The 22,066-nt window shown below is 71.8% G+C and carries 21 protein-coding genes and 2 tRNA genes; 10 read left to right on the plus strand and 13 right to left on the minus strand.

Annotated features, from left to right (window positions below; all coding sequences use genetic code 11):
* Positions 1–17 precede the first annotated feature (17 nt).
* Positions 18–833 (minus strand): SOS response-associated peptidase, encoded by an 816-nt coding sequence (locus tag ACIOD1_RS01460; protein ID WP_365617584.1) that lies wholly within the window; start codon positions 831–833, stop codon positions 18–20.
* A 53-nt stretch (positions 834–886) separates the two neighbouring features.
* Here ACIOD1_RS01460 and ACIOD1_RS01465 point away from each other — a divergent pair, with 53 nt between their 5' ends.
* From ACIOD1_RS01465 to ACIOD1_RS01480, 4 genes are all read left to right on the plus strand, one after another.
* Entirely contained in the window at positions 887–1,600 is a 714-nt protein-coding gene (locus tag ACIOD1_RS01465) for a M50 family metallopeptidase (RefSeq protein ID WP_365617586.1), read from the plus strand.
* A gap of 51 nt (positions 1,601–1,651) precedes the next feature.
* Positions 1,652–3,001, plus strand: a complete 1,350-nt coding sequence (aroA, locus tag ACIOD1_RS01470) for a 3-phosphoshikimate 1-carboxyvinyltransferase (protein ID WP_401899529.1) — start codon at positions 1,652–1,654, stop codon at positions 2,999–3,001.
* 8 nt (positions 3,002–3,009) lie between these two features.
* Entirely contained in the window at positions 3,010–4,023 is a 1,014-nt protein-coding gene (gene rsgA, locus ACIOD1_RS01475; protein WP_365617589.1) for a ribosome small subunit-dependent GTPase A, read from the plus strand.
* Between the two features lie 91 nt (positions 4,024–4,114).
* On the plus strand, positions 4,115–4,438 hold the full coding sequence (locus tag ACIOD1_RS01480; RefSeq protein ID WP_365617591.1) for a multidrug efflux SMR transporter: 324 nt from the start codon (positions 4,115–4,117) through the stop codon (positions 4,436–4,438).
* Here the strand turns inward: ACIOD1_RS01480 and ACIOD1_RS01485 are convergent.
* A complete protein-coding gene (locus ACIOD1_RS01485; RefSeq protein ID WP_365617593.1) occupies positions 4,404–5,048 on the minus strand; it encodes a TetR/AcrR family transcriptional regulator in 645 nt (214 codons plus the stop codon). The genes ACIOD1_RS01480 and ACIOD1_RS01485 overlap by 35 nt on opposite strands.
* 122 nt (positions 5,049–5,170) lie before the next feature.
* On the opposite strand from ACIOD1_RS01485, the gene hisN reads away from it, so the two are divergent.
* Positions 5,171–5,974: a histidinol-phosphatase gene (hisN, locus tag ACIOD1_RS01490; RefSeq protein ID WP_365617595.1), complete on the plus strand. Its 804-nt coding sequence runs from the start codon at positions 5,171–5,173 to the stop codon at positions 5,972–5,974.
* A gap of 169 nt (positions 5,975–6,143) precedes the next feature.
* On the plus strand, positions 6,144–6,536 hold the full coding sequence (locus ACIOD1_RS01495) for a CBS domain-containing protein (RefSeq protein WP_365617597.1): 393 nt from the start codon (positions 6,144–6,146) through the stop codon (positions 6,534–6,536).
* A 97-nt stretch (positions 6,537–6,633) separates the two neighbouring features.
* On the opposite strand, the gene ACIOD1_RS01500 is transcribed toward ACIOD1_RS01495, so the two are convergent.
* The gene (locus ACIOD1_RS01500) at positions 6,634–8,106 is read right to left on the minus strand and encodes a catalase (protein ID WP_365617599.1); all 1,473 of its coding nucleotides are present in this window, start codon (positions 8,104–8,106) and stop codon (positions 6,634–6,636) included.
* Between the two features lie 128 nt (positions 8,107–8,234).
* On the opposite strand from ACIOD1_RS01500, the gene ACIOD1_RS01505 reads away from it, so the two are divergent.
* Positions 8,235–8,651: a Fur family transcriptional regulator gene (locus ACIOD1_RS01505; protein ID WP_365617601.1), complete on the plus strand. Its 417-nt coding sequence runs from the start codon at positions 8,235–8,237 to the stop codon at positions 8,649–8,651.
* Positions 8,652–8,791: 140 nt separating this feature from the next.
* Here ACIOD1_RS01505 and ACIOD1_RS01510 read toward each other — a convergent pair.
* The 4 genes from ACIOD1_RS01510 to ACIOD1_RS01525 all read right to left on the minus strand — a co-directional run bounded on the left by ACIOD1_RS01510 (position 8,792) and on the right by ACIOD1_RS01525 (position 14,063).
* A tRNA-Met gene (locus ACIOD1_RS01510) sits at positions 8,792–8,865 on the minus strand.
* Between the two features lie 92 nt (positions 8,866–8,957).
* Positions 8,958–10,814: a tetratricopeptide repeat protein gene (locus ACIOD1_RS01515; protein ID WP_365617602.1), complete on the minus strand. Its 1,857-nt coding sequence runs from the start codon at positions 10,812–10,814 to the stop codon at positions 8,958–8,960.
* Between the two features lie 204 nt (positions 10,815–11,018).
* Positions 11,019–11,092: transfer RNA gene (locus ACIOD1_RS01520), tRNA-Met, on the minus strand.
* Between the two features lie 61 nt (positions 11,093–11,153).
* A complete protein-coding gene (locus tag ACIOD1_RS01525) occupies positions 11,154–14,063 on the minus strand; it encodes a UPF0182 family protein (protein WP_401899534.1) in 2,910 nt (969 codons plus the stop codon).
* A 136-nt stretch (positions 14,064–14,199) separates the two neighbouring features.
* On the opposite strand from ACIOD1_RS01525, the gene ACIOD1_RS01530 reads away from it, so the two are divergent.
* Positions 14,200–14,772, plus strand: a complete 573-nt coding sequence (locus tag ACIOD1_RS01530) for a PPA1309 family protein (RefSeq protein ID WP_365617604.1) — start codon at positions 14,200–14,202, stop codon at positions 14,770–14,772.
* Positions 14,773–14,802: 30 nt separating this feature from the next.
* Here the strand turns inward: ACIOD1_RS01530 and ACIOD1_RS01535 are convergent, their stop codons facing one another.
* The 4 genes from ACIOD1_RS01535 to ACIOD1_RS01550 all read right to left on the minus strand — a co-directional run bounded on the left by ACIOD1_RS01535 (position 14,803) and on the right by ACIOD1_RS01550 (position 18,330).
* A complete protein-coding gene (locus ACIOD1_RS01535; RefSeq protein ID WP_401899536.1) occupies positions 14,803–15,891 on the minus strand; it encodes a PDZ domain-containing protein in 1,089 nt (362 codons plus the stop codon).
* A gap of 135 nt (positions 15,892–16,026) precedes the next feature.
* Positions 16,027–16,224, minus strand: coding sequence for a hypothetical protein (locus tag ACIOD1_RS01540; RefSeq protein ID WP_365617606.1), 198 nt, complete (start codon positions 16,222–16,224; stop codon positions 16,027–16,029).
* A gap of 215 nt (positions 16,225–16,439) precedes the next feature.
* Complete coding sequence (locus tag ACIOD1_RS01545) at positions 16,440–16,901, minus strand: molybdenum cofactor biosynthesis protein MoaE (protein ID WP_365617608.1); 462 nt, start codon at positions 16,899–16,901, stop codon at positions 16,440–16,442.
* A gap of 262 nt (positions 16,902–17,163) precedes the next feature.
* On the minus strand, positions 17,164–18,330 hold the full coding sequence (locus tag ACIOD1_RS01550; protein ID WP_365617610.1) for an SDR family oxidoreductase: 1,167 nt from the start codon (positions 18,328–18,330) through the stop codon (positions 17,164–17,166).
* A 192-nt stretch (positions 18,331–18,522) separates the two neighbouring features.
* Here ACIOD1_RS01550 and ACIOD1_RS01555 point away from each other — a divergent pair, with 192 nt between their 5' ends.
* Positions 18,523–19,974, plus strand: a complete 1,452-nt coding sequence (locus ACIOD1_RS01555) for a zinc-dependent metalloprotease (protein ID WP_365617612.1) — start codon at positions 18,523–18,525, stop codon at positions 19,972–19,974.
* Positions 19,971–20,513 carry an NUDIX hydrolase gene (locus tag ACIOD1_RS01560; RefSeq protein WP_401899539.1) on the plus strand — a complete coding sequence of 181 codons (543 nt, stop codon included), beginning with the start codon at positions 19,971–19,973 and terminating at the stop codon, positions 20,511–20,513. The genes ACIOD1_RS01555 and ACIOD1_RS01560 overlap by 4 nt, the downstream gene beginning before the upstream one ends.
* 87 nt (positions 20,514–20,600) lie before the next feature.
* Here the strand turns inward: ACIOD1_RS01560 and ACIOD1_RS01565 are convergent, their stop codons facing one another.
* Together ACIOD1_RS01565 and ACIOD1_RS01570 are read right to left on the minus strand one after the other, a co-directional pair.
* Entirely contained in the window at positions 20,601–21,356 is a 756-nt protein-coding gene (locus ACIOD1_RS01565) for an AIM24 family protein (RefSeq protein ID WP_365617616.1), read from the minus strand.
* 17 nt (positions 21,357–21,373) lie between these two features.
* Positions 21,374–22,054, minus strand: a complete 681-nt coding sequence (locus ACIOD1_RS01570) for an AIM24 family protein (RefSeq protein ID WP_365618030.1) — start codon at positions 22,052–22,054, stop codon at positions 21,374–21,376.
* Between the last annotated feature and the right edge of the window lie 12 nt (positions 22,055–22,066).

Below are 22,066 nucleotides of genomic sequence, written 5' to 3' on the forward strand. Positions count from 1 at the left end.
CCGGGCCGGAGCCCGGGTCAGAAGAGCGTGGCCTCCTCGGGCGCGGCCAGTTCACCGAGCAGCTCGGGCCCGTTGTTGCGCACGTTGCTCACGGCGCTGGACACCGGGTGGGCCCGCATCAGCCCGCCGGGCGGGGGCGCGAGCAGGTCGCGCAGCTCGTCCCCGTCGGTCCGGGCGGGGTCCAGCCAGGGGTCCCAGCGGTCCGGGGTCAGCATCAGCGGCATCCGGGGGTGGATGTCGGCCAGTGAGCGCGGCCCCTCGTCGGGGGCGACGCCCAGCGGCTCGGTCTCGGCCTCGGCGGTGATCACCGAGCAGGTCGCCCACCAGGCCAGGGCGTGGTCGGCGGGCAGGGTCGGGTCTCGCCAGAACTCGTAGATCCCCGCCATGGCGAGGACGGAGCCGTCGGCGGGCCGGACGAAGTAGGGCTGCTTGCGGGCCCGCTTCTTCTTGCCCTCCACCTCCAGCTGCCGTTCGTCGTGGGCGGTGACCCACTCGTAGTAGCCGTCGGCGGGGACGATGCAGCGGCGCTGCGCGAAGGGGCGTCGGAAGGAGGGCTTCTCGTGGAGGGTCTCGGAGCGCGCGTTGATCATCCGGGCGGCTCCCTCGGGGCTCTTCGCCCAGGACGGGACCAGGCCCCACCTCAGCACGCGCAGCTGGCGAACCGGACGCGGGTCCCGCGCGTCCTTCAGGGGACGGTCGAGGACGACGTGGACCTCTTTCGTCGGGGCCACGTTCCAATCGGGGGCCAGGGTCTCCAGCGGCTCCCACCGCTCGACCCCGAATATCCCCGCCAGCTCCTGGGGCGTACGACTCGCCGCAAACCTTCCGCACATGGCTGACACACTGCCATGGCACCCGCCCACCACCGCAAGGAGTCCGCCACTCCATGGACAGCGTCACGACCGCCGGCCTCTGGGACCGGCTCACCGGCATACAGGCCGAGCCCGACTGGTGGTTGGTGGCCCTGACGGGCGTGGCCGCGCTGGCCCTCGTCGCGCCCACGCCGCTCTGGCGGGTGTCGCGCAACGCGATCACCATCGCGCACGAGGGCGGCCACGGGCTGCTCGCCCTGCTGACCGGGCGGCGCCTCGACGGGATCCGGCTGCACTCCGACACCAGCGGGGTCACCGTCAGCCGGGGCAAGCCCTCCGGCGTCGGGATGATCCTGACCGCCGCCGCCGGCTACACGGCCCCCTCCCTGCTGGGCCTGGGCGGAGCGGCCCTGCTGTCGGCCCACCGCATCACCCTGCTGCTGTGGGCGGCGACCGCCCTGCTGCTGGCGCTGCTGGTGATGATCAGGAACGCGTACGGGCTGCTCACGGTGGTGCTGACCGGCGGAACCTTCCTGCTGGTGTCCTGGCTGACCCCGGCGCAGGTGCAGGCGCTGTTCGCGTACGCGGTGGTGTGGTTCCTGCTGCTCGGCGGGGTGCGGCCGGTGTTCGAGCTGCAGGTCAAGCGGCGTCGGGGCGGTGCGCCGGATTCGGACGCCGACCAGCTCGGCCGGCTCACGCACGTGCACCCGATCGCCTGGCTGCTGCTCTTCCACGCGGTCGCGCTGTGTTCCCTGATCGGCGGCGGGCGCTGGCTGCTCGGCCTCTGACCCGGCCGTGATCAAGATCCGGGCTCGGGGGGAGCCATTAAAGTGAGGGGCATGACCGAGACCCCCGCGCTCCACTCCCTCTGGCCCGCTCCGCTCGCGGACGGGGCCGTCCACGCCACCGTCACCGTGCCGGGCTCCAAATCGGTCACCAACCGCGCCCTGGTCCTCGCCGCCCTCGCGGCCGAGCCCGGCTGGGTGCGCCGCCCGCTGCGTTCGCGCGACTCCCAGCTGATGTCCGACGCCCTGCGCGCGCTCGGCGTGGGCATCGAGGAGACCGTCTCCTCCAGCTCCGCCGACGGCGCCAGCGGCGAGGCCTGGCGGATCATCCCGGCCGTCCTGCGCGGCCCTGCCACGGTCGACGTGGGCAACGCGGGCACGGTCATGCGCTTCCTGCCCCCCGTCGCCACCCTCGCCTCCGGCGACATCCGCTTCGACGGCGACCCGCGCTCCTACGAGCGCCCCCTGGGCGAGGTCATCACCGCCCTGCGCGTCCTCGGCGCCCGGATCGACGACAACGGCCGCGGGGCGCTGCCGCTGACCGTCCAGGGCGGCGGGGCCCTGGAGGGAGGCACGGTCGAGATCGACGCCTCCAACTCCTCCCAGTTCCTCTCGGCGCTGCTGCTGTCCGCGCCGCGCTTCAACCAGGGCGTGGAGGTCCGCCACACCGGCGCGACCCTGCCGTCGATGCCGCACATCCGGATGACGGTGGAGATGCTGCGCGCGGCGGGCGCCCAGGTCGACACCCCCGAGTCCGGGGGCGAGAAGAACGTCTGGCGGGTCTCCCCGAGCGCGCTGCTGGGCCGGGACATGGTGGTGGAGCCGGACCTCTCCAACGCCCAGCCGTTCATGGCCGCGGCCCTGCTCACCGGCGGCACGGTGACCATCCCGGACTGGCCGCACCACACGACCCAGCCCGGTGACGCGCTGCGCGAGATCTTCACCGCGATGGGCGGCTCCTGCGAGCTGACCGACGCGGGCCTGGTCTTCACCGGCACCGGCAGGATCCACGGCATCGACGTGGACCTGGGCGACGTCGGCGAGCTGACCCCGGGCATCGCGGCGGTCGCCGCCCTGGCCGACTCCGAGTCGATCCTGCGCGGGGTCCAGCACCTGCGACTGCACGAGACGGACCGCCTCGCGGCCCTCACCGCGGAGATCAACGGCCTCGGCGGCGACGTCACCGAGACCGCCGACGGGCTCCACATCCGCCCGCGCCCGCTGCACGGCGGGGTCTTCCACACCTACGACGACCACCGGATGGCCACCGCCGGCGCGGTGATCGGCCTGGTGGTGAAGGGTGTGGAGATCGAGAACGTGGCGACGACCGCGAAGACGCTGCCGGACTTCCCGCGGATGTGGGCCGACATGCTCGCCGGGGCGCCGGCGGGTGCGGGAGCGTAGGGAACGTCATGCGCAGGTACGGCAAGAACACCGACGAGGACGACATCCGCCAGCGCCCCAACCCCAAGGGCAACCGGCCGCGGACCAACATCCGACCCAAGCACGAGGACGCCTCGGAGGGCTTCGTCCTGACCGTGGACCGGGGCAGGCTGACCTGCCTGATCGACGGGCGCACCACGGTGCACGCGATGAAGTCGCGCGAGCTCGGCCGCAAGGCCGCGGTGGTCGGCGACCGGGTCTGGATCGTGGGGGACCTGACGGGCAGGAAGGACACCCTGGCCCGGATCGTGCGGATCGAGGAGCGCAAGTCCGTCCTGCGGCGCACCGCCGACGACGACGACCCGTACGAGCGGGTGGTCGTCGCCAACGCCGACCAGCTGGCCATCGTGACGGCGCTGGCCGACCCGGAGCCCCGGCCCCGGATGATCGACCGCTGCCTGGTGGCCGCGTACGACGCCGGCCTGGAGCCCCTGCTCGTGCTCACCAAGTCCGACCTGACCTCCGCCGACAAGATCCTGGAGATCTACTCGACCTTCGGGCTGAACTACGTGGTCACCAACCGCGAGGAGCTGGCCACGGGCGACGCCGCCGACCGGGTGCGCGAGCGCCTCAACGGCCGGATCACCGCCTTCGTCGGCCACTCGGGCGTCGGCAAGACCACCCTGGTGAACTCCCTGGTCGCCGAGGGCCGCCAGCGGGCCGTCGGGCACGTCAACGCGGTCACCGGACGGGGCCGGCACACCACCACCTCCGCGCTGGCCCTGCCGCTGCCCTCCGGGGACGGCTGGGTCATCGACACCCCGGGCGTGCGCTCCTTCGGCCTGCACCACGTGGACCCGTCCCGGGTGATCCTGGCCTTCCCGGAGCTGGTGCCGGGGACGGAGGAGTGCCCGCGCGCGTGCAGCCACGACGAGCCGGACTGCGCGCTCGACAAGTGGGTGGAGGACGGCCACGCGGACCCCGCCCGGCTGTACTCGCTGCGCCGCCTGCTCCAGACGCGGGAACGTCGCGAGGGCGACTGACCGGCCGCCGGGGTTTGCCAGGCCCGGTGCCCGGTGAATGGATAGGCCCACCAAGTGGCGCGAGGTCACGTGACGCGGGGAGGCATACGCCATGGCGTGGCTGCTGGTCGTGGTCGCCGGAATCCTGGAGACCGGTTTCGCGGTGTGCCTCAAGCTGTCCCACGGGTTCACCCGGCTCTGGCCCACGATCGCGTTCGCCTGCTTCGCCCTCGGCAGCTTCGGGCTGCTGACCCTGGCCCTGAAGAAGCTGGACGTGGGGCCCGCCTACGCGGTGTGGACGGGCATCGGGGCCGCCGGGACGGCGATCTACGGGATGATCTTCCTCGGCGACCTGGTCTCCACCCTGAAACTCGTCTCGATCTCGCTGGTGATCCTCGGGGTCATCGGGCTCCAGCTGTCCGGCTCGTCGCACTGAGCCCCGCCCCGCCGCCTCCCCCGGCAGCGGGGCCGAGTCCCACTCCGAGTCCCAGGCCCTCTCCCAGCAGCCGCAGCAGCTCCCCCGTGCCCTGCTCCTCCTCCGGGGCGCTCACGTAGGACAGCGCGAGGCGCACGGCCAGCTCGCAGCGCCAGGGCGGCTCGGAGGCCAGCGCGGCGGCGGCCCGGTCCCGTACCGCCCGGGCCAGCTCGCCGGGACCGAGCGCCTGCCGGCTCCCGGGCGGGGGCGGCACGGGCAGGTCCGCGTCCCAGCAACCCGTCAGCAGGGCTCGTACGAGGGGCCGCGCGCGGGCCGCGCCCACGGTCCACAGCGCGAGCCCCGCCAGCCGTCCGGCGACCTCCCCGGGTCCGGGGTCGGGCCCGCCGGCGCCGGCCGGGGCCAGCACCCGGTCCACCCCGTCGAGGTACCCCTCGGCGGCCCGGCGCACCAGGGCCCGACCGAGGCCCTCCTTGTCGCCGAACTCGTTGTAGAGGGTCTGCCGGGACACCCCGGCGGTGGCCGCCGTCTCGATCATCCGCACGGCCGGCCAGGGGCGCGCGGACAGGGCCGCGTCGGCCGCGCGCAGCAAGGACTCCCGGGCCCCCGGCATGATCGCCTCCCCCACTGGGTCAACCGCCAGAGTTGACGGACCGACAGATCCTGTCAAGGGCGCCTCGGGCCGCACCGTGGACGCCGTTCGCCCGGTCGCGGGAGTCTCGATACTGTTCGGGCATGCCCGAGTATGACGATGACCTGCGCCTTGCCCTCGAACTCGCCGACGCCGCGGACGCCGCCACCATGCAGCGGTTCCGCGCCCTCGACCTCCAGGTCGAGACGAAGCCGGACATGACCCCGGTCAGCGAGGCGGACAAGGCCGCCGAGGAGATCGTCCGGGCCGGGATCCACGCCGCCCGTCCGGCGGACGCGATCCTGGGCGAGGAGTACGGCCTCCAGGGCGAGGGCCCGCGCCGCTGGGTCGTGGACCCGATCGACGGCACGAAGAACTACGTGCGTGGGGTGCCCGTCTGGGCGACGCTGATCTCCCTCATGGCCGAGGGCGACGACGGGGTGTTCCGCCCGGTCGTCGGCGTGGTCTCGGCCCCGGCGCTGGGCCGCCGCTGGTGGGCCTCGCAGGGCGGGGGCGCCTTCTCGGGCGGCGCGCTCGCCGAGGCGACCCCCATCGGGGTGTCCAAGGTCGCGGCCCTCTCCGACGCCTCCCTCGCCTTCTCCTCGCTGCACGGCTGGGAGGAGCAGGGGCGCCTGCCCGGCTTCATGGAACTGACGCGGGCGTGCTGGCGTACGCGGGGCTACGGGGACTTCTGGCCGTACGTGATGGTCGCGGAGGGCTCGATCGACCTGTGCGCCGAGCCCGAGCTGAACCTGTGGGACATGGCGGCCCTCGCCATCGTGGTCCAGGAGGCGGGTGGCCGGTTCACCGCCCTGGACGGCACGGACGGTGTGCACGGCGGGAACGCCGCCGCCTCGAACGGGCTTCTGCACGAAGGCATGCTCGACCTGCTCCGGCCGCGCGCCTGATGCGCGGGGCGTGATGAGCGCGCCCCCTCGCGTGCCTCCTTGCTGGCTCACGGTGAGCGTGGGAATCTGAGAGTCCCCTTGCTTGTGCGCTTGTGAAACCCTTCTCTAACCGGGGCTCCGCTCGCGTACCCACCCGGCGGGGGGACTCACCCAGGAGGTGGCTCTCTTCATGCTCGTCCGTGACGCCATGAGCACACTGATCCTCACCCTCGGACCCGCCCACACCCTGCGTCAGGCGGCCGGCCTGATGTCCGGGCGGCGCGTCGGCGCGGCCGTGGTCCTCGACCCCGACCACAGCGGCGTCGGCATCCTCACCGAGCGCGACATCCTCAACTCGATCGGCGCGGGCCACGACCCGGACCGCGAGTCCGTCGGCGCGCACACCACCAACAACGTCGTCTTCTGCACCCCCGACGCCACCCTCCAGGACGCCGCGGAGGCCATGGTCCGCGGCGGGTTCCGGCACCTGGTCGTGCTGGAGGACGGCGGCCCGGTCGGCATCGTCTCCGTCCGCGACGTCATCCGCTGCTGGACTCCCGAGCTGCGCCGCGTGGCCGCGTAGCGACCTCCGCCTCCACCCCCACGCCCGCGCACGACGACGGGCCCGAACCCTCGGAGAGGATTCGGACCCGTCGTCCTGCTACGACAAGCGCCCGGAACTAGCCGCGAAGGGCCTGGACCGCGGCCTCCAGCCGCTTGCCGAAGTCGCCGTCCGCCTGGCGGAAGTTGTTGATCGCGCGGTCGACGATGTCGTCACGGGAGACCTTGGCGATGAAGCCGGAGAGGTTCTCGATCAGGCGGGACTTCTCGTCCTCCGAGTACAGGCGGTAGAGGTTGCCCGCCTGGACGAAGTCGTTGTCCTCGCTGTGGACAGCGGCGGGGTGGTTGCCCGTGCCGCCGGTCAGCGGGACGGGCTGCCACAGCGGGCGGTCCGTCTGGTGCGGGCCGCCGAAGCTGTTCGGCTCGTAGTTCTTGGCGCCCTTGTGGCGGCCGTCGTACAGGTGGCCGTCGCGGGAGTTGGTGCGCGCCTCGGTGGCGTGCGGACGGTTCACCGGCAGGTGGTCGGCGTTGATGCCGACGCGGTAGCGGTGGGCGTCGCCGTAGCCGAAGAGACGGCCCTGGAGCATCTTGTCCGGGGAGGGACCGATGCCGGGGACGAAGTGCGCCGGGCTGAAGATCGACTGCTCGACCTCGGCGAAGACGTTCTCCGGGTTGCGGTTGAGCTCCAGCTTGCCGATCTCGATCAGCGGGTAGTCCGCGTGCGGCCACACCTTGGTGAGGTCGAACGGGTTGAAGCGGTACTCGGCCGCCTCGGCCGCCGGCATGACCTGGACCTGCACGGTCCAGGACGGGAAGTCGCCGCGCTCGATCGACTCGCGCAGGTCGCGCTGGTGCGAGTCGGGGTCCTCACCGGCGAGGGAGTTGGCCTCGGCCTGGGTGAGGTTCTTGATGCCCTGGTCGGTCTTGAAGTGGTACTTGACCCAGAAGACCTCGCCGGCCTCGTTGTTCCACTGGAACGTGTGCGAGCCGAAGCCGTTCATGTGGCGGTAGGACGCCGGGATGCCGCGGTCGCCGAACAGCCAGGTCACCTGGTGCGTGGACTCGGGCGACAGGCCCCAGAAGTCCCAGACGTTGTCCGCTTCCTGCGATCCCGTGTAGGGGTCGCGCTTCTGCGTGTGGATGAAGTCCGGGAACTTGATGGCGTCCTTGATGAAGAACACCGGGGTGTTGTTGCCGACGAGGTCGTAGTTGCCCTCTTCGGTGTAGAACTTCAGCGCCCAGCCGCGGGGGTCGCGCACCGCGTCGGCGCTGCCGAGGTTGCCTGCGACGGTGGAGAAGCGCAGGAAGGTCTCGGTCTCCTTGCCGACCTCGGAGAGGAACGCGGCGCGGGTCCACTGCGAGACGTCACGGGTCAGCGTGAAGGTGCCGTAGGCGCCGGCGCCGCGGGCGTGCACCACGCGCTCCGGGATGCGCTCGCGGTTGAAGTGGGCGAGCTTCTCCAGGAGGAGCTGGTCCTGGACGAGAACGGGCCCGCCGACGCCAGCGGTCTCGCTGTTCTGGTTGTCGGCGACCGGAGCCCCGGCCTCCGTGGTGAGCGGTCCCTGCTGCGTCACGTGCGCCTCCTGCGTCATTCCTGCATGTCCTGTCCTTGGCGTTTGCCGTGACCGATCCTACAATGGACATTGTCTAAGTCAAGCAAGCATCCAATTCCACACCGGTTCGGGATCTGCACCGAATCCCCACTGTTAGGCTGGCGTGTATGAGTGACCTGCTCGAACGACTTCGCGGACGCGGCTGGCGCATGACGGCGCAGCGACGCGTCGTGGCCGAAGTGCTGGACGGTGACCACGTGCACCTGACGGCCGACGAGGTGCACGCCCGCGCCGTGACCAGGCTTCCGGAGATCTCCCGGGCCACGGTCTACAACACCCTGGGCGAGCTCGTGACCCTCGGCGAGGTGCTGGAGGTGTCGACGGACCGGCGCGCCAAGCGCTACGACCCGAACGCCCACCGGCCCCACCAGCACCTGGTGTGCGCCCAGTGCGGCGCGATCCGCGACGTCCACCCGGGCGGCGACCCGCTGGCCGACCTGCCCACCGGCGAGCGCTTCGGCTTCGTGGTCTCGGCGGTCGAGGTGACCTATCGCGGGGTCTGCCCGAACTGCGCGGCGGCCTGACGCACCCCCGCCGGATCCCCATCCGACGAAGAAGGCCGGGAGCCATGTGGCTCCCGGCCCTTTTGCTGTCTTGGCGTCCGGGAACGGTCCGGAAACGACTCAAGGCCCGGATCCATGGGATCCGGGCCTCGGGCCTTCAGTAGCGGGGACAGGATTTGAACCTGCGACCTCTGGGTTATGAGCCCAGCGAGCTACCGAGCTGCTCCACCCCGCGTCGGTAAACCTGACTGTACGGGAGCCCACCCGGCAGATGCAAATCAGTCAACGGCTTCCCCTCGTCGCCCCCGGGCGGGGGCTGCGAGGGGCTCAGGCCGACAGTTCCTCCGCGAGCGCCTCGCGCAGCCGGGCCGCGCGGGCGGAGACCTCCGCCGGTCCCAGCTCCATGGCCCGTACGCACCACTTCTGGCCCTCCGCGAGGTCCCCGTGCCGGGCGGCGAGCAGCCCGAGCCGCAGGGCGGCCCGCCCGTGGCCCGACACCGCGGCCCGGGTCCACCACAGGGCCGCTTCGGGCTCGTTGCCCTCGCGGGCCAGCAGCAGCCCGAGGTTGAAGGCTCCGTTGCGCGAGCCGGCCTCCGCCGCCTCCCGGTACCACCGGGCGGCCACCGGGAGGTCGCCCCGGGCGGCGGCGAGCATCCCGACCCGGACCTGGGCCCGGCGGTGCCCCTGCTCGGCGGCGCGCTCGTACCACTCCTCGCTCTCGGTGCGGGCGACCCCGGCCGCCGGCTCGCCCAGCGCCACCGGCTCCGGCGGCGGGGCCAGCGACTCCAGCAGGGAGGCCAGCCGGAAGGCCGCCTCCGCGCTGCCGCCGCCCGCGGCGCAGCGCAGGTGCCGCTCGGCGGCCCGGTCCGCTCCGTCGCGCACGAGGGCGATGCCGACCTGGAGCGCCGCGTCGGTGTGTCCGGCCGCGGCGGCCCGCTCGTACCACTTGAGGGCGGTGCGGTCCTCGTCCCGGCTCGCGAAGAGGATCCCGAGGTTGAAGGCGGCGTCCACGCTGCCGGCCTCGGCCGCCTTGGAGAACCACGGCTCGGCGCCGGCGGCGTCCCCGCCCTGGAGGAGCAGGATCGCCAGGGCGTTGGCCGCCTCGCGGTGGCCCGCGTAGGCCGCCCGCCGGTACCACTGCTCGGCCTGGGCGGTCCGCTCCTGCGCGGCGCAGAGCAGGGCCAGGTTGTAGGCCCCGTTCTGGTCGCCCGCGTCCATCGCGGCGCGGTACCACTTCTCGGCCGTCTGGGTCTCGCCGCGCGCGGCGTGCAGGGCCCCCAGGGCGTTGGCGGCGTTGCCGTCCCCGTCCTGGGCGGCGCGGTGCCACCAGGAGGCGGCGCTCTCCTCGTCGCCGGCGTCGCGCAGCAGGAAGCCGAGGGCGCACGCCGCCCGCGCCTCCCCCTGCTTGGCCGAGCTGAGGTACCAGCGCCCGGCCTCCTTCAGCTCCCCGCGGGCCTCCAGCAGGGCGCCCAGGTGCAGTCCGGCGCGCCGGTGGCCGCGCGCGGCGGCCTGGCGGTACCACTGCTCGGCCTCGGCGGGGTCACCCTTGCGCAGGTGCCGGGCCAGTCGGTACGCGGCTTCGCGGTGGCCCTGCTCGGCGGCGGCGCGGAACCACCGCTCGACCCCCTTGTCCCCGCGGTGCTCCAGCAGGTCGGCCAGTCCGTACGCGCCCAGGGCGTGGCCGGACTCCGCCGCCTGGCGCAGCCAGTACTCGGCGGCGGGCTCGTCGCCGCGCTCGCGGTAGTGACGGCCCAGGGCGTGCGCGGCCGGGGCGGATCCGGCGACGGCGGCGACCCGCCACCAGCCGGCGGCGTCGTCGGGGTAGCCGCGCTGGTGGAGGAGGACTCCGAGGTTGTTCGCGGCGGCGCGGTCGCCCGCCGCGGTGGCTCCCCGCAGGTAGGGTTCGGCTCCGGCGAGGTCGCCGCGGCGCAGCAGCAGGGCGCCGAGCACGCTCATGGCACCGGGGTCGCCCTTGTCGGCGGCCACCCGGTGACGGGCCTCCAGCTCGGCGTCGGTGGCTCCCTCGGCCTCGCCGAAAGCCTCCTCCGCGAACGCCGCTTCGGTCAGCGCGGCCTGTGCGGGGACGACCTTGACGGCCTCACCGGCTCCCGTACCCGACTCGACCTCCGCCCTCACAAACCGCCCTGTCTCCAGCAGAGTTGACCTGTCCCCCATAAATCCCATCGTCGCATCACCTGCTACCCGCGTACACCTGGTATGTCGCAGCCAGTGAGGTCACTACACCGTTTTGTCGACATGCCCACAGAGCGACAAGTCAAACACGCTCACACCCCAACTCACCCGCCCCAGTGACCCCGTGTCGCGCGCTTCCCCAGCCGGACACGACGAAGGCCCGGATCCCAAAGGGATCCGGGCCTTCGTCTGCAGTAGCGGGGACAGGATTTGAACCTGCGACCTCTGGGTTATGAGCCCAGCGAGCTACCGAGCTGCTCCACCCCGCGTCGGTGAAACCACAGTATCACGACGCGGGGTGGAGCCATTACCGCTCGTTCCGTCGGGTGGCTAGCCGCCTGACGGGGGTGTCGGGTTGGTCAGCTTCGCCTCGGCCTCGATGGCCCGTTGCAGCGCCGCCTTGATGTCGTCCTGCGCCTTGCCGAAGGCCGTCCAGTCGCCGCCCTGACGGGCCTTCTCGGCGGCGTCGATGGCCTTCTTGGCGTCGTCGAGGGCGGCCTTGACCGTCGGGTCCTGGGCGGTGGGCGGAGTGGTCGTGCCCTCGCCCGGCGGCTTCTCCGGCGTGGTCGGGATCGTCGGCGCCTCGGCTCCGAAGACCACGTTCAGCGCCTTCTCCAGGGTGTCCTCGAAGGCCGTCTGGCCGCCGTAGGTCACGAGCACCTTGCGCAACAGCGGGTACTTGAGCCCGGAGCTGCGGACGTACACCGGCTCCACGTAGAGCATGCCGCCGTCCATCGGCACCGCGAGCAGGTTGCCGTACTCGACCTCGGAGTCGCCACCGCGGAGCAGACGGATCGACTCGGCGATCTTCGGTTCGGACTGGAACTTGCTCTGGACCTGCTTGGGGCCGTCGACCGGCTTGCTCGTCGGCAGCTTCAGGAGTCTGATCTTGCCGTAGTCCGGGGTGCCCGGATCGGCGTTGACCGCCATGTAGGCGCTCAGGTTGTCCCGCTCGTTCGGCGTGAACGTCGTGGTGAGCGAGAAGACCTGGTCCTTCTCCGTCTGGTTCGGCATCTTCATCGACAGGTAGTACGGCGGAACGGCCGTACCGGCCTTGGTGGTCGGGTCGTCCGGGACGGCCCAGGCCTCACTGCCGCTGAGGAAGGTCTGCGGGTCCGTGACGTGGTAGCGGGTCAGCAGCTCGCGCTGGACCTTGAAGAGGTCCTGCGGGTAGCGCAGGTGGTCCATGAGCGGCTTGGAGATCTCGCTCTTGGGCTTCACCGTGCCCGGGAAGGCCTTCATCCAGGTCTTGAGGACCGGGTCCTGGGTGTCCCACTGGTACAGGTCGATCGTGCCGTCGTAGGCGTCGACCGTGGCCTTCACCGAGTTGCGGATGTAGTTGACCCGGTTCTCCTGGGCTACGACCGCGCGCTGGCTGTTGGTCAGCGAGTCGGCCGTGCTGTCGCCCAGCGTGGTGCGCGAGGCGTAGGGGTAGCCGTTCGTCGTGGTGTAGGCGTCCACGATCCACTTGACCCGGCCCTCGACCACCGCCGGGTACGGGGCCCCGTCGATCGTCAGCCAGGGCGCGACGGCCTCGACGCGCTCCTTGGGCGTGCGGTTGTACAGGATCCGCGAGCCCTCGCCGATGGCGCCCGAGTACAGGATCTGCGGCTCGCTGAAGGCGAGCGCGTACGCGGCACGGTTGACCGGGTTGTCCAGGTTGACCCCGGAGTTCCCCTTGTAGCTGGTCTCCTTCTCGCCCTTGTCGTCCGAGTAGTCGAGCTCCTTCTGCGGACCGCCGACGATCGAGTACTGCTTCGTCTGCTCGCCGTAGTAGATGCGCTGCTCGAAGTCCTTGCCGAACATGCCCTTGGAGGGCAGGTCGGACTGGGTGAAGTCGGGAGCGCCCTGGTCGCCGACCGTGGTGCCCTTGGCCGCGACGACGCCGTAGCCGTGGGTGTACTTGAAGTGGTCGTTGATCCAGTTGTTCTTCGGGATGCCGCCGATGTTCAGCTCGCGGAGCCCGATGACCGTGTCCTGGCCGCTGTAGCGGTCCACGGCGAGCGTGGACGGGAAGCCGTAGTAGCCCTTGACCTGCTGGAGCTGCTGGAAGGCCGGGGAGACGATGTTCGGGTCGAGGAGGCGGATGCTGGCGGTGGTGTCCGCCGTCTTGCGCAGCTGCTCCTTCTTGGTGCCCGGGTTGGGCACGCCGGCGTAGTCCTTGACCTCGGCCCCGCCGATCCCGTAGGCCTCGCGCGTGGCCTTGATGTTCTTCTCGACGTACGGGGATTCCTTGGCCTGCTCGTTCGGCTGGACCTGGAACTTCTGCACGATCGCCGGGTAGAGCCCGCCGATCAGGATCGCCGAGAGGACCATCAGGCCGAAGCCGATGACCGGGAGCTGCCAGGTGCGCCGCCACAGGGTGGCGAAGAACAGCACCGCGCAGATCGCGGCGATGGCGACGAGGATCGTCTTCGCCGGGAGGTAGGCGTTGGCATCGACGTAGCGCAGGCCCGTCCAGTTGTCCGCGGCCTTGAAGTCACTGGACTTCACGGCGAGGCCGTACCGGTCGAGCCAGTACGCGATCGCCTTGAAGGTGACGAAGAGTCCGAGCAGCACCGACAGGTGCCCGGTGGCCGCGGCGGTGGCCCGGGCGCCCGGGCTGGTCACGCGCAGTCCGCCGTACAGGTAGTGCACGACGACGGCGGCGATCACCGAGAGCACGACGGCCGCGAAGCCGAATCCGAGCAGGAAGCGGTACCAGGGCAGGTCGAAGGTGTAGAACGACACGTCCAGGTGGAACTGGGGGTCCTTCTGCCCGAACGGCGTCCCGTTCACGTACAGCAACCAGGTCTTCCACTGGCCGGCCGCCGAGGCGCCCGCGATCAGCCCGACGATGGCGGCGATGCCCAGGAGCAGCCACTTCTTGTACGGGGCGACGCTCATCCGGTAGCGGTCGAGGCTCTGCTGCTCCAACGACATCGCGCTGAGCGGCGGCCGCAGCCGGTACGCCAGCCAGATGTTCAGCCCGACGGCTCCGGCCATCAGCAGGCCGAAGACGGCGAAGAGGCCGATCTTGGTCCACAGGGTGGTGGTGAAGACGGTGGAGTACTCGACGGATCGGAACCAGAGCCAGTCCGTCCAGAACCCGGCGAACATGATGAACGCCATGGCCAGGACGGCCAGGACGCCCAGGGTCATGAGGAGGGTCCGGGCACGCCGGGAGGGGCGGCCGACTCTCATCCGTGGCCCGGAGGGGCCTCCGCCGCGGTCCGGCATCTGGAAAGCCAAGGTGCGCACCTCGAAAGTCGCTGTGTCTGGTCTGTCTCTGGCGTACTGAAAAAGTTTCCAAAGCTGGGCCACCGATCGTAGGGCCCACTCATGCAACTTACTGAGGCTTTAGTCAGTTCCCGGTATCCGGGAGAAAGGAGGCAGGATGTTGTCCATGTCCAACCTTTCGCCCTCCCCCGGCACCCCGATGGCGGCCAGCCCGCTGACCCGCGCCGTCCTCGAAATCGACGAGTACGCCTCCACCCTCGGCTGGGACAGGCCCGCCCGGCTCTTCGCCCTGGTCGACACCGCCCGGCTGCGCCGGCAGGAGCCGCGGCTCGCCGGTCAGCTCGGCCTGGACCAGGACGACTCCGGCAAGAGCCAGCTCACTCCGATCGAGCAGGACGAAGTGCCGCGCGGGACGCCGCTCGACAAGTTCCTGGGCACCCTGGCCTGGCCGGACACGATCGTGGGCTGCGCCCTGACGGTGGAGCGGCTGATGCTGCCGCCGTCCGCGGAGGCCTCCGTACCGGAGGGCCTCAACGACAAGCAGCTGGCGAAGTGGGTCGCGTCGCACCCGGACCGGCAGGAGGTCCGGCTGACCGTGGGCGTCCTGCGCGACGGCTCGCGCGAGTCGGCCGTACGGCTGCGCGAGAAGGACTCCTCCACCGAGGTGCTGACCGGGGCGAGCCTGGTCCCGGGCCTGGCCGACGCGTTGGCCGCGACCTTCCTGAGCTGAGGGCGGTACGAGGGGGCGGGGCGGTCCTGGTCAGGACTTCGCGCACAGCGGCAGGGCCGCCGTGTCCCCCTTGCCGATCTTCGCCAGGGCCTTGGCGGCGTCGTCGATGGTGGAGACCTTCACCAGGGTCAGCCCGTCGGGCCGGTGCGTTGCGGCGGAGGCGCAGTTCTCGGCCGGGGTGAGGAAGTACTCGGCGCCGGCCTGACGGGCTCCGATGATCTTCATCTGGATGCCGCCGATCGGGCCGACCTTGCCCGCGTCGTCGATCGTGCCGGTGCCCGCGATGAACTTGCCGCCCGTGAGGTTCTCCGGGCTGAGCTTGTCGACGATGCCGAGGGCGAACATCAGGCCCGCGCTGGGGCCGCCGACGTCGGCGAGCTTGATGTCGATGGGGAACGGGAAGGTGTGGTCCGTACCCGCCCTGATCCCGACGATGGCCCGGTTGTCGTCCGGGGCCTTGCCCGCGGTGACGGTGACCTTGGTGGTGGCGGTGGGCTCGCGGTTCGCCTTCTCGGCCTCGGCCGCCTCGGCGGCGGGCACGACGGTGAAGACGACCGGCTCGCCCGGCTTGTGCTTCGTGACGAGCTTGGCCACGTCGCCCGGCTCGGTGACGGCGGCGCCGTCCACGTCCTTGATCACGTCCCCGGCGTGCAGCGTGCCCTCGGAGGGGCTGCCCTTGACGACGGTGGAGACGATGACGCGGGCGGAGACCGGGATGCCGATCTGCTTGAGGGCGGCCACCTTGGCGCTCTCCTGCGACTGGCTGAACTCCTCGGCGTTCTCCTGCGTCGACTGCTTCTCGGTCTTGCCGTCCGGGTAGAGGTTCTCGTGCGGTACGACGATGTTCTCGTCGGACAGCCAGCCGTAGACCGCTTCGAGCAGGTTCATGTTGAAGTCGGCGCCCGTGACCCGGACCGTGGTCATGTTGAGGTGACCGGTGGTCGGGTACGTCTTGTGGCCCGAGATGCTGAGGACCTGCTCCCCCCGCGACTCGCCGAGCGTGTTCACGGTGGGGCCAGGGCTCATCTCGGAGTACGGGACCTTGATGAACACCCCTGCGCAGAGAAGCGCGAACAACACGAGGGTGGAGGCGAGCATCGTCGCGGTGCGGCGTGGCATGGATCCGACAGTACGGGACGGCCTGGGTGGGCGGCCCCTGGGGCCGGTCCGTACGGGGGCCGTGCGTCGAACTCTCAGACGTTTCTCAGGGGATTCCGGGCGGGCGGCTCGCGGAGGGTCCGCTCTCGGGACGCCTCAGACGGCGTCGGAACCGGAGTGTGCCTTCTCCTTGGCGGCGGCCTGATCGGCCTTGCCCATGGCCTCGCGGAATCTCGCGTAGCCCGCGAGTTCGGATATGTCGCCTTGAGTGCGGTCGCGAGCCGCCCAGCTGCCCCATATCGCCGCTCCGATCGCGGCGAACAGCGGAATCAGCAACCACGCCAGTGACGCCATGGACGTGCCTCCCTGCCCCGAAAGTACGTGTCGTTGGTGGCTTCAACGCTCGTGCCCGGAAAGGGGTTACGCAAATCGAGGGCGTGTTGCGCGGCCGAACGGGTGCGACGTTACCCCCTGCCGGGGACGGAACCCGGCCGGGGGGCATCAGAGCGCGTCAGGGGTACCGGGCGTCCGCGCGGACGCGGGGCCGGGTGGTGGCCGGGGGCCGGGGGTCAGCAGGCGCCGACCCACTCCTCCGTGCCGTCCGCGAACGTCTGGTGCTTCCAGATCGGGACCTCGTGCTTGAGGTCGTCGATCAGCATCCGGGCGGCCTCGAAGGCCTCGCCCCGGTGCGGGCAGGAGACGGCGACGACGACGGCCAGGTCCCCGACGGCCAGGTCCCCGACGCGGTGGACGGCGGCGAGGGCGCGGACCGGGTACTTCTCCACGACGCGCTCGGCGACGCGGCGCATCTCGGCCTCCGCCGAGGGGTGGCAGGAGTAGCCGAGGGACTCCACGTCGGCGCCGCTGTCGTGGTTGCGCACCGTGCCGACGAAGAGGGTCGTGCCGCCTGTGGAGTCGTCGCCGACGGCCGTGAAGACCTCGTCGATGGAGAGCGGGGTCTCGCGGATCTCAAGCAGGCGGATCGGGTCCGAAGCGGCCTGCTCGCCGGGGTGGTCGAAGTGCGGTGCCATGTCATCCATCGTGCCCTAGCGGCTGACGTGGCGGAATAGCCGATTCGCCCGGGGCGGGTCCGCGCGGTTGGGAGCCTCCTACAGGAGCCCGGTGCACACGGGCCCGGGCTGGGGCCCCGGCCTGGGCCCCACGCGGGTCCGGCCCCGACCGCGGCCCGCTCCGGACCGGCCTCGGGCGCGGCTCGGGATCGGTGGGGACGTGGCTTCGGATCGGCTTCGGGCACCGCTTCGGGCGCGGCCTCGGGCGCGGGCCTCGGGTCGGTCAGATGCCCCGGCGCTTGCGGGCGCGGCGGACCGCCGCCGCGGCGCCCAGCAGGGCCACCGTCGCGCCCGCCGCGCCCGCGGCCGTGGCAGCGTCCTTGCGGCCCAGCCGGCGGCCCGCGACGGTGTGCCGACCCGCGACCTCCTGGAGGAGCTCGGCCAGCACCTCCTCGTTGGTCCAGCGGGGCCGCCAGCCGGCCGCGTGCAGCCCGCTGACGCTGACCACCCACGGGTGCATCGTGTACGCGAGGTCGCCCGCCGGGGACGGGGTCAGGCCGATCCGGTGCAGTCGGGCCGCCGCGCCGAGGGCGACCGCCGAGGGCAGCTCCATGCGGCGGATGCCGCTCAGCTCCTCGACCTCCTCCTGTTCCAGCCAGCCCTCGCAGCCCACCGCCAGCTCGCCCTCGACCTTCTCCAGCGCCGCGTACTCCAGGGCGCTGACCAGGTCGTCGACGTGGCAGAACTGCCAGGTGGGCCGGGAGCCCGTGACGACGAGCAGGCGCGGGGACTCGAAGTACCGGGTCAGGGCCGTGTCGGTGCCGCCGACGAGGACCGCCGGTCGGACCACCGTCACGTTCAGCCCGGGGTGCGCCCGGGGTGCCCGGCGGCCCAGGCGCTCGATCTCCAGGAGGTCGCCGACGCCGGTGGCCTCGGCGGTCGCCCGCAGCTCGGAGTCCTCCGAGAGCGGGATGTCGTTGTCCGGGAGCGCCCCGTAGACCATCGCGGAGGTGCAGAGCACCACCCGGTGCACGCCCGCCGCGGCGGCGGCCGTCAGGACGGTCTGGGTGCCGCGCACGTTGTACGCGGTACGGGCCGCCGGGTCGGTCTCCAGGTCGAGGTCGAGCGCGAGGTGGACGACCACGTCCGCGCCGCGCAGCTTCTCGGCGATGGCGGGGTCGCGCACGTCGAGGATGTGCCACTGGGCGGCGGCGCATTCGCCGCGCCGTTCGTCGATGGCGACGACCTGTTTGACCTCGTCGGATGCGGCGAGGCGGCTGACCAGGGCCGCGCCGACTCCGGAGGCGGCCCCCGTCACCGCGATCACGGGGCTGCGTCGTCGGGGGCCGTCCTCATTTCGCGGCTGGCGAACGCCGGGGGCGCTGTCGCCGTGCTCAGGGCGGTTTTCGGCGTCGTGCGGCGCGCGAGCCTGCGGATCTGGGGAACTCACCGGGCGTCTCCAGCGGTTGTCTTCAGTGGGGCCGCGCTGTGACGCGTACCCACCAGGTGATGTCCATCCTGCCGCAGCCCAGGAGTCGGCGGAGCACCGAGCCCGGAAGCGGGACAGGTGTCTACGCTGGGTGGTGTTGTCGGACCATTGCCCGTCGGCTCCCGCCGGCGGCCCTACGAGCCGAGGAAACCCGTGAGCGACACCCCATTCGGATTCGGCCTTCCGCCGGAGGAGCCGGAGAACGGCGACGAGGGCAAGAAGGGCGGCCAGGGCGGTCAGGGGGGCCCCGACAATCCGTTCGGGTTCGGCCCCGCGGGCCTGCCGGGCGGTGCGGACAATCCGTTCGCCGCGATGTTCGGCTCGATGAACCCGAATGACATCGGCGCCGCCTTCCAGCAGATCGGCCAGATGCTGAGCTACGAGGGCGGTCCCGTGAACTGGGACATGGCCAAGGACATCGCCCGCCAGACCGTCGCGCAGGGCACTGCGGACGGCGTGAAGGACGCCAGCGTCGGCGTCGCCGAGAAGTCGGCGGTCCAGGAGGCCGTGCGCCTGGCCGACCTGTGGCTGGACGGGGTCACCTCGCTGCCCTCGGGCGCCAACACGGCCGTCGCGTGGAGCCGCGCCGAGTGGGTCGAGGAGACCCTCCCGGTGTGGAAGGAGCTCGTGGACCCCGTCGCGGAGCGGGTCGGCGCGGCCATGGGCAGCGTGCTGCCCGAGGAGATGCAGGCCATGGCGGGCCCGCTGCTCGGGATGATGCGCTCGATGGGCGGCGCCATGTTCGGCCAGCAGATCGGCCAGGCCGTGGGCACCCTCGCGGGCGAGGTCGTGGGCTCCTCCGACATCGGCCTGCCGCTGGGCCCGGTCGGCCGGGCGGCGCTGCTGCCGCTGAACATCGCGGGCTTCGGCAAGGACCTGAGCGTCCCCTCCGACGAGGTGCGGCTGTACCTGGCCCTGCGCGAGGCGGCCCACGCCCGTCTCTTCGCGCACGTGCCGTGGCTGCGCTCGCACCTGTTCGGCGCGGTCGAGGGCTACGCGCGCGGCATCACGGTCGACACCTCGAAGCTGGAGGACGTGGTCGGCCAGCTCGACCCGTCCAACCCCGAGCAGCTGCAGGAGGCGCTCCAGGGCGGCATGTTCCAGCCGCAGGACACCCCGGAGCAGAAGGCCGCCCTGGCCCGCCTGGAGACGGCGCTCGCGCTGGTCGAGGGCTGGGTGGACGCGGTCGTGCACGAGGCGGCCTCGCCCCGACTGACCTCGGCGGACGCCATGCGCGAGACCATGCGCCGGCGCCGTGCCTCCGGCGGTCCGGCGGAGCAGACCTTCGCGACGCTGATCGGCCTGGAGCTGCGGCCCCGGCGGCTGCGCGACGCCTCGCGGCTGTGGGCCTCGCTCACCGACGCCCGCGGGGTGGACGGCCGGGACGGCCTCTGGGAGCACCCGGACATGCTGCCGACCGCCTCCGACCTGGACGACCCGGACGGGTTCGTGCACCGCGAGCAGCCGGACTTCTCCGAGATCGACAAGATGCTCGGCGAGGCCGCCCGCACGCGTGACGAGAAGCCCGGCGACAAGCCCGGCGACAAGCCCGACGGGCAGCCCGGGGACGGGACGCCGGGCGACGAGGGCGACGGCCGGAAGTGAGCCTGCACGAGGACGCCACCCTGGTCCTGAAGGCGTACGCGGGTAGGGACGACCAGCAGCGCGAGCTGCGCGACGTCTACCTGGAGCACTTGGCCGCGCACCCGGACGGGGTCTACAAGCCCTGCCGGGCGGGGCACGTCACCGGCAGCGCGCTGGTGATCGACCCGGCGCGCGGGCGGGTCCTGCTGACCCTGCACAAGAAGCTCGGCAAGTGGTTGCAGATGGGCGGGCACTGCGAGCCGGACGACGCCACCCTGGCGGCGGCCGCCCTGCGCGAGGCCGTCGAGGAGTCGGGGATCGCCTCCGGGCTGACCCTGCTGGACGGCGGCCCGGTGCGCCTGGACCGCCATCCGATCCCGGCGCCCTGCAACTGGCACCTGGACGTCCAGTACGTGGCGCTGGCCCCGGCCGGGGCGGTCGCGGAGATCAGCGAGGAGTCCCTGGACCTGCGCTGGTTCTCGTACGAGCAGGTCGCGGAGGTGGCCGACACCTCGGTGGTGCGGCTGCTGGAGGAGACCCTGGCGCGCCTGGGCGCGTAGTCCCGAGGGCGCCGCGGCGCACCGGGACGGCCGGACGCGGAAGGGGGCGGGCCCGTGGTGCGGGCCCGCCCCCTTCCGTACGTCCGGTCAGTTCCAGGCGTTGTTCTGGTTCTGGGCGTGCGCGCCCTGCTGGCCCATGCCGTACTGGGCGGCCATGCCCTGCCCGAGCTGGGCGTTCTGCGGCGGCAGCGCCTCGCTGGGCTGCACCAGCGCGAATCCGGTGCCGAGGAAGCTGAGCTCCCAGCCCTCGCCCGTGTTGCCGCGCCGACGCCAGACCCCGGTGGAGTGCGTCTGGGCCTGCATCTGCACGCGCAGCGAGGTGGACCAGGCGACGATCGCGTCGGCGTCGGCGTTGACGTACTTGTCGGGGGTGACCTGCATCATCAGCGGCTGCCCGGAGGTCATCAGGGCCACCTTGCCCCGGCCGGTGATGTTGAGCTGGTACTTGCCCGAGCCGGAGATGCCGTACTGGCTGTCCACCGCGATGGCCTCGGTGTGCAGGGTGGAGTCCAGGGCGAGGACGTAGCTGCTGTCGACGGTGAGGCCCTCCTGGTCCACGTCCACGACGTGGACGTACTGGGCCAGGTTGGCCAGGTAGACCGTGCCCTGCCCGGAGCAGCGCATGAGGTCCAGGCCCTCGCCGGTGCGGGCGCGGGCGTTGCGCTGGCCCGTGCTCTGGTACTCCCCGTCGAAGTCGATGATGCCCTGGTAGGCGACCATCGCGCCCTTGCGGGCGAGGACGTCGTCGGTGCCCGTCAGGGAGACCCGCAGGAGCTGGGGGTTCTGGACGGTGTACCGGTCCTGGGACTGCGCTTCGGCGTAGCCGAAAAGTGAGCTCTGCATGATGTGTCCGCTCCCCCTCAGCCCCGGGCCCGGAGCCGGTCGGTGCTGTCCTCGCTGGGCTGTACGACGACGATTCCCTGGCCGGAGAAGGCCATCTGGTAGGCCTCCCCGCTGCCCCGGCCGATCATCGACGAGGCCTTGAAGCTGCGCTTGCCCTTGATCTTCAGGTTCGGGGACCAGGCGACGAGCGCGTCGGGGTCCACGTAGGTCTCGTCCTCGCCCCGGCCGCAGTCGACCACGATCGGGGTTCCGCGGGAGGTGATGGCGACCCAGCCGGTACCCGAGACCTGGACGTTGAACAGTCCCTGGCCGGCGAACTTCGCCATGCCCTTGACCCGCTCGACGCCCCACTGGAGGTGGGCGTCGAAGGCGAGGAGGTTGGTGCCGTTGACGGACAGGGCGTCGTTGTTGAGGTTGATCACGACCACGTCGGCGCCGTAGTCCGCCAGGTAGAGCAGACCGTCTCCGGTGCACTTCATCAGCGGGGCGCCCTCGCCGGTCAGCCACTGCGAGGCCATCTGGCGCACGGCCGGCGGATTGGGCTCGTACTGGACGAAGCCCTCGTACGCGACCATCGAGCCGGTGCGCGCGAAGAGGTCCTGGCCGCTCTGCATGGCGACCTTGAGCATGGCCCGGCCGTGGTTCTCCATGCGGGCCGTGACGGGGGTGGGGGCGTAGCCCGCGAGCTGCTGGTTCATTGCGTTCATGAC

Source organism: Streptomyces sp. NPDC088097, from assembly GCF_044741845.1.
Lineage (GTDB): Bacteria > Actinomycetota > Actinomycetes > Streptomycetales > Streptomycetaceae > Streptomyces.

Coding starts and splice junctions, on each gene's coding strand:
- ACIOD1_RS01535 (WP_401899536.1), bottom strand. CDS start 15,891: ATGCCACGCCGCACCGCGACGATGCTCGCCTCCACCCTCGTGTTGTTC.
- ACIOD1_RS01545 (WP_365617608.1), bottom strand. CDS start 16,901: ATGGCACCGCACTTCGACCACCCCGGCGAGCAGGCCGCTTCGGACCCG.
- ACIOD1_RS01485 (WP_365617593.1), bottom strand. CDS start 5,048: ATGCCGGGGGCCCGGGAGTCCTTGCTGCGCGCGGCCGACGCGGCCCTG.
- ACIOD1_RS01570 (WP_365618030.1), bottom strand. CDS start 22,054: ATGAACCAGCAGCTCGCGGGCTACGCCCCCACCCCCGTCACGGCCCGC.
- hisN (WP_365617595.1), top strand. CDS start 5,171: ATGCCCGAGTATGACGATGACCTGCGCCTTGCCCTCGAACTCGCCGAC.
- ACIOD1_RS01530 (WP_365617604.1), top strand. CDS start 14,200: ATGTTGTCCATGTCCAACCTTTCGCCCTCCCCCGGCACCCCGATGGCG.
- ACIOD1_RS01505 (WP_365617601.1), top strand. CDS start 8,235: ATGAGTGACCTGCTCGAACGACTTCGCGGACGCGGCTGGCGCATGACG.
- ACIOD1_RS01565 (WP_365617616.1), bottom strand. CDS start 21,356: ATGCAGAGCTCACTTTTCGGCTACGCCGAAGCGCAGTCCCAGGACCGG.
- aroA (WP_401899529.1), top strand. CDS start 1,652: ATGACCGAGACCCCCGCGCTCCACTCCCTCTGGCCCGCTCCGCTCGCG.
- ACIOD1_RS01500 (WP_365617599.1), bottom strand. CDS start 8,106: ATGACGCAGGAGGCGCACGTGACGCAGCAGGGACCGCTCACCACGGAG.
- ACIOD1_RS01495 (WP_365617597.1), top strand. CDS start 6,144: ATGCTCGTCCGTGACGCCATGAGCACACTGATCCTCACCCTCGGACCC.
- rsgA (WP_365617589.1), top strand. CDS start 3,010: ATGCGCAGGTACGGCAAGAACACCGACGAGGACGACATCCGCCAGCGC.
- ACIOD1_RS01540 (WP_365617606.1), bottom strand. CDS start 16,224: ATGGCGTCACTGGCGTGGTTGCTGATTCCGCTGTTCGCCGCGATCGGA.
- ACIOD1_RS01465 (WP_365617586.1), top strand. CDS start 887: ATGGACAGCGTCACGACCGCCGGCCTCTGGGACCGGCTCACCGGCATA.
- ACIOD1_RS01480 (WP_365617591.1), top strand. CDS start 4,115: ATGGCGTGGCTGCTGGTCGTGGTCGCCGGAATCCTGGAGACCGGTTTC.
- ACIOD1_RS01515 (WP_365617602.1), bottom strand. CDS start 10,814: ATGGGATTTATGGGGGACAGGTCAACTCTGCTGGAGACAGGGCGGTTT.
- ACIOD1_RS01460 (WP_365617584.1), bottom strand. CDS start 833: ATGTGCGGAAGGTTTGCGGCGAGTCGTACGCCCCAGGAGCTGGCGGGG.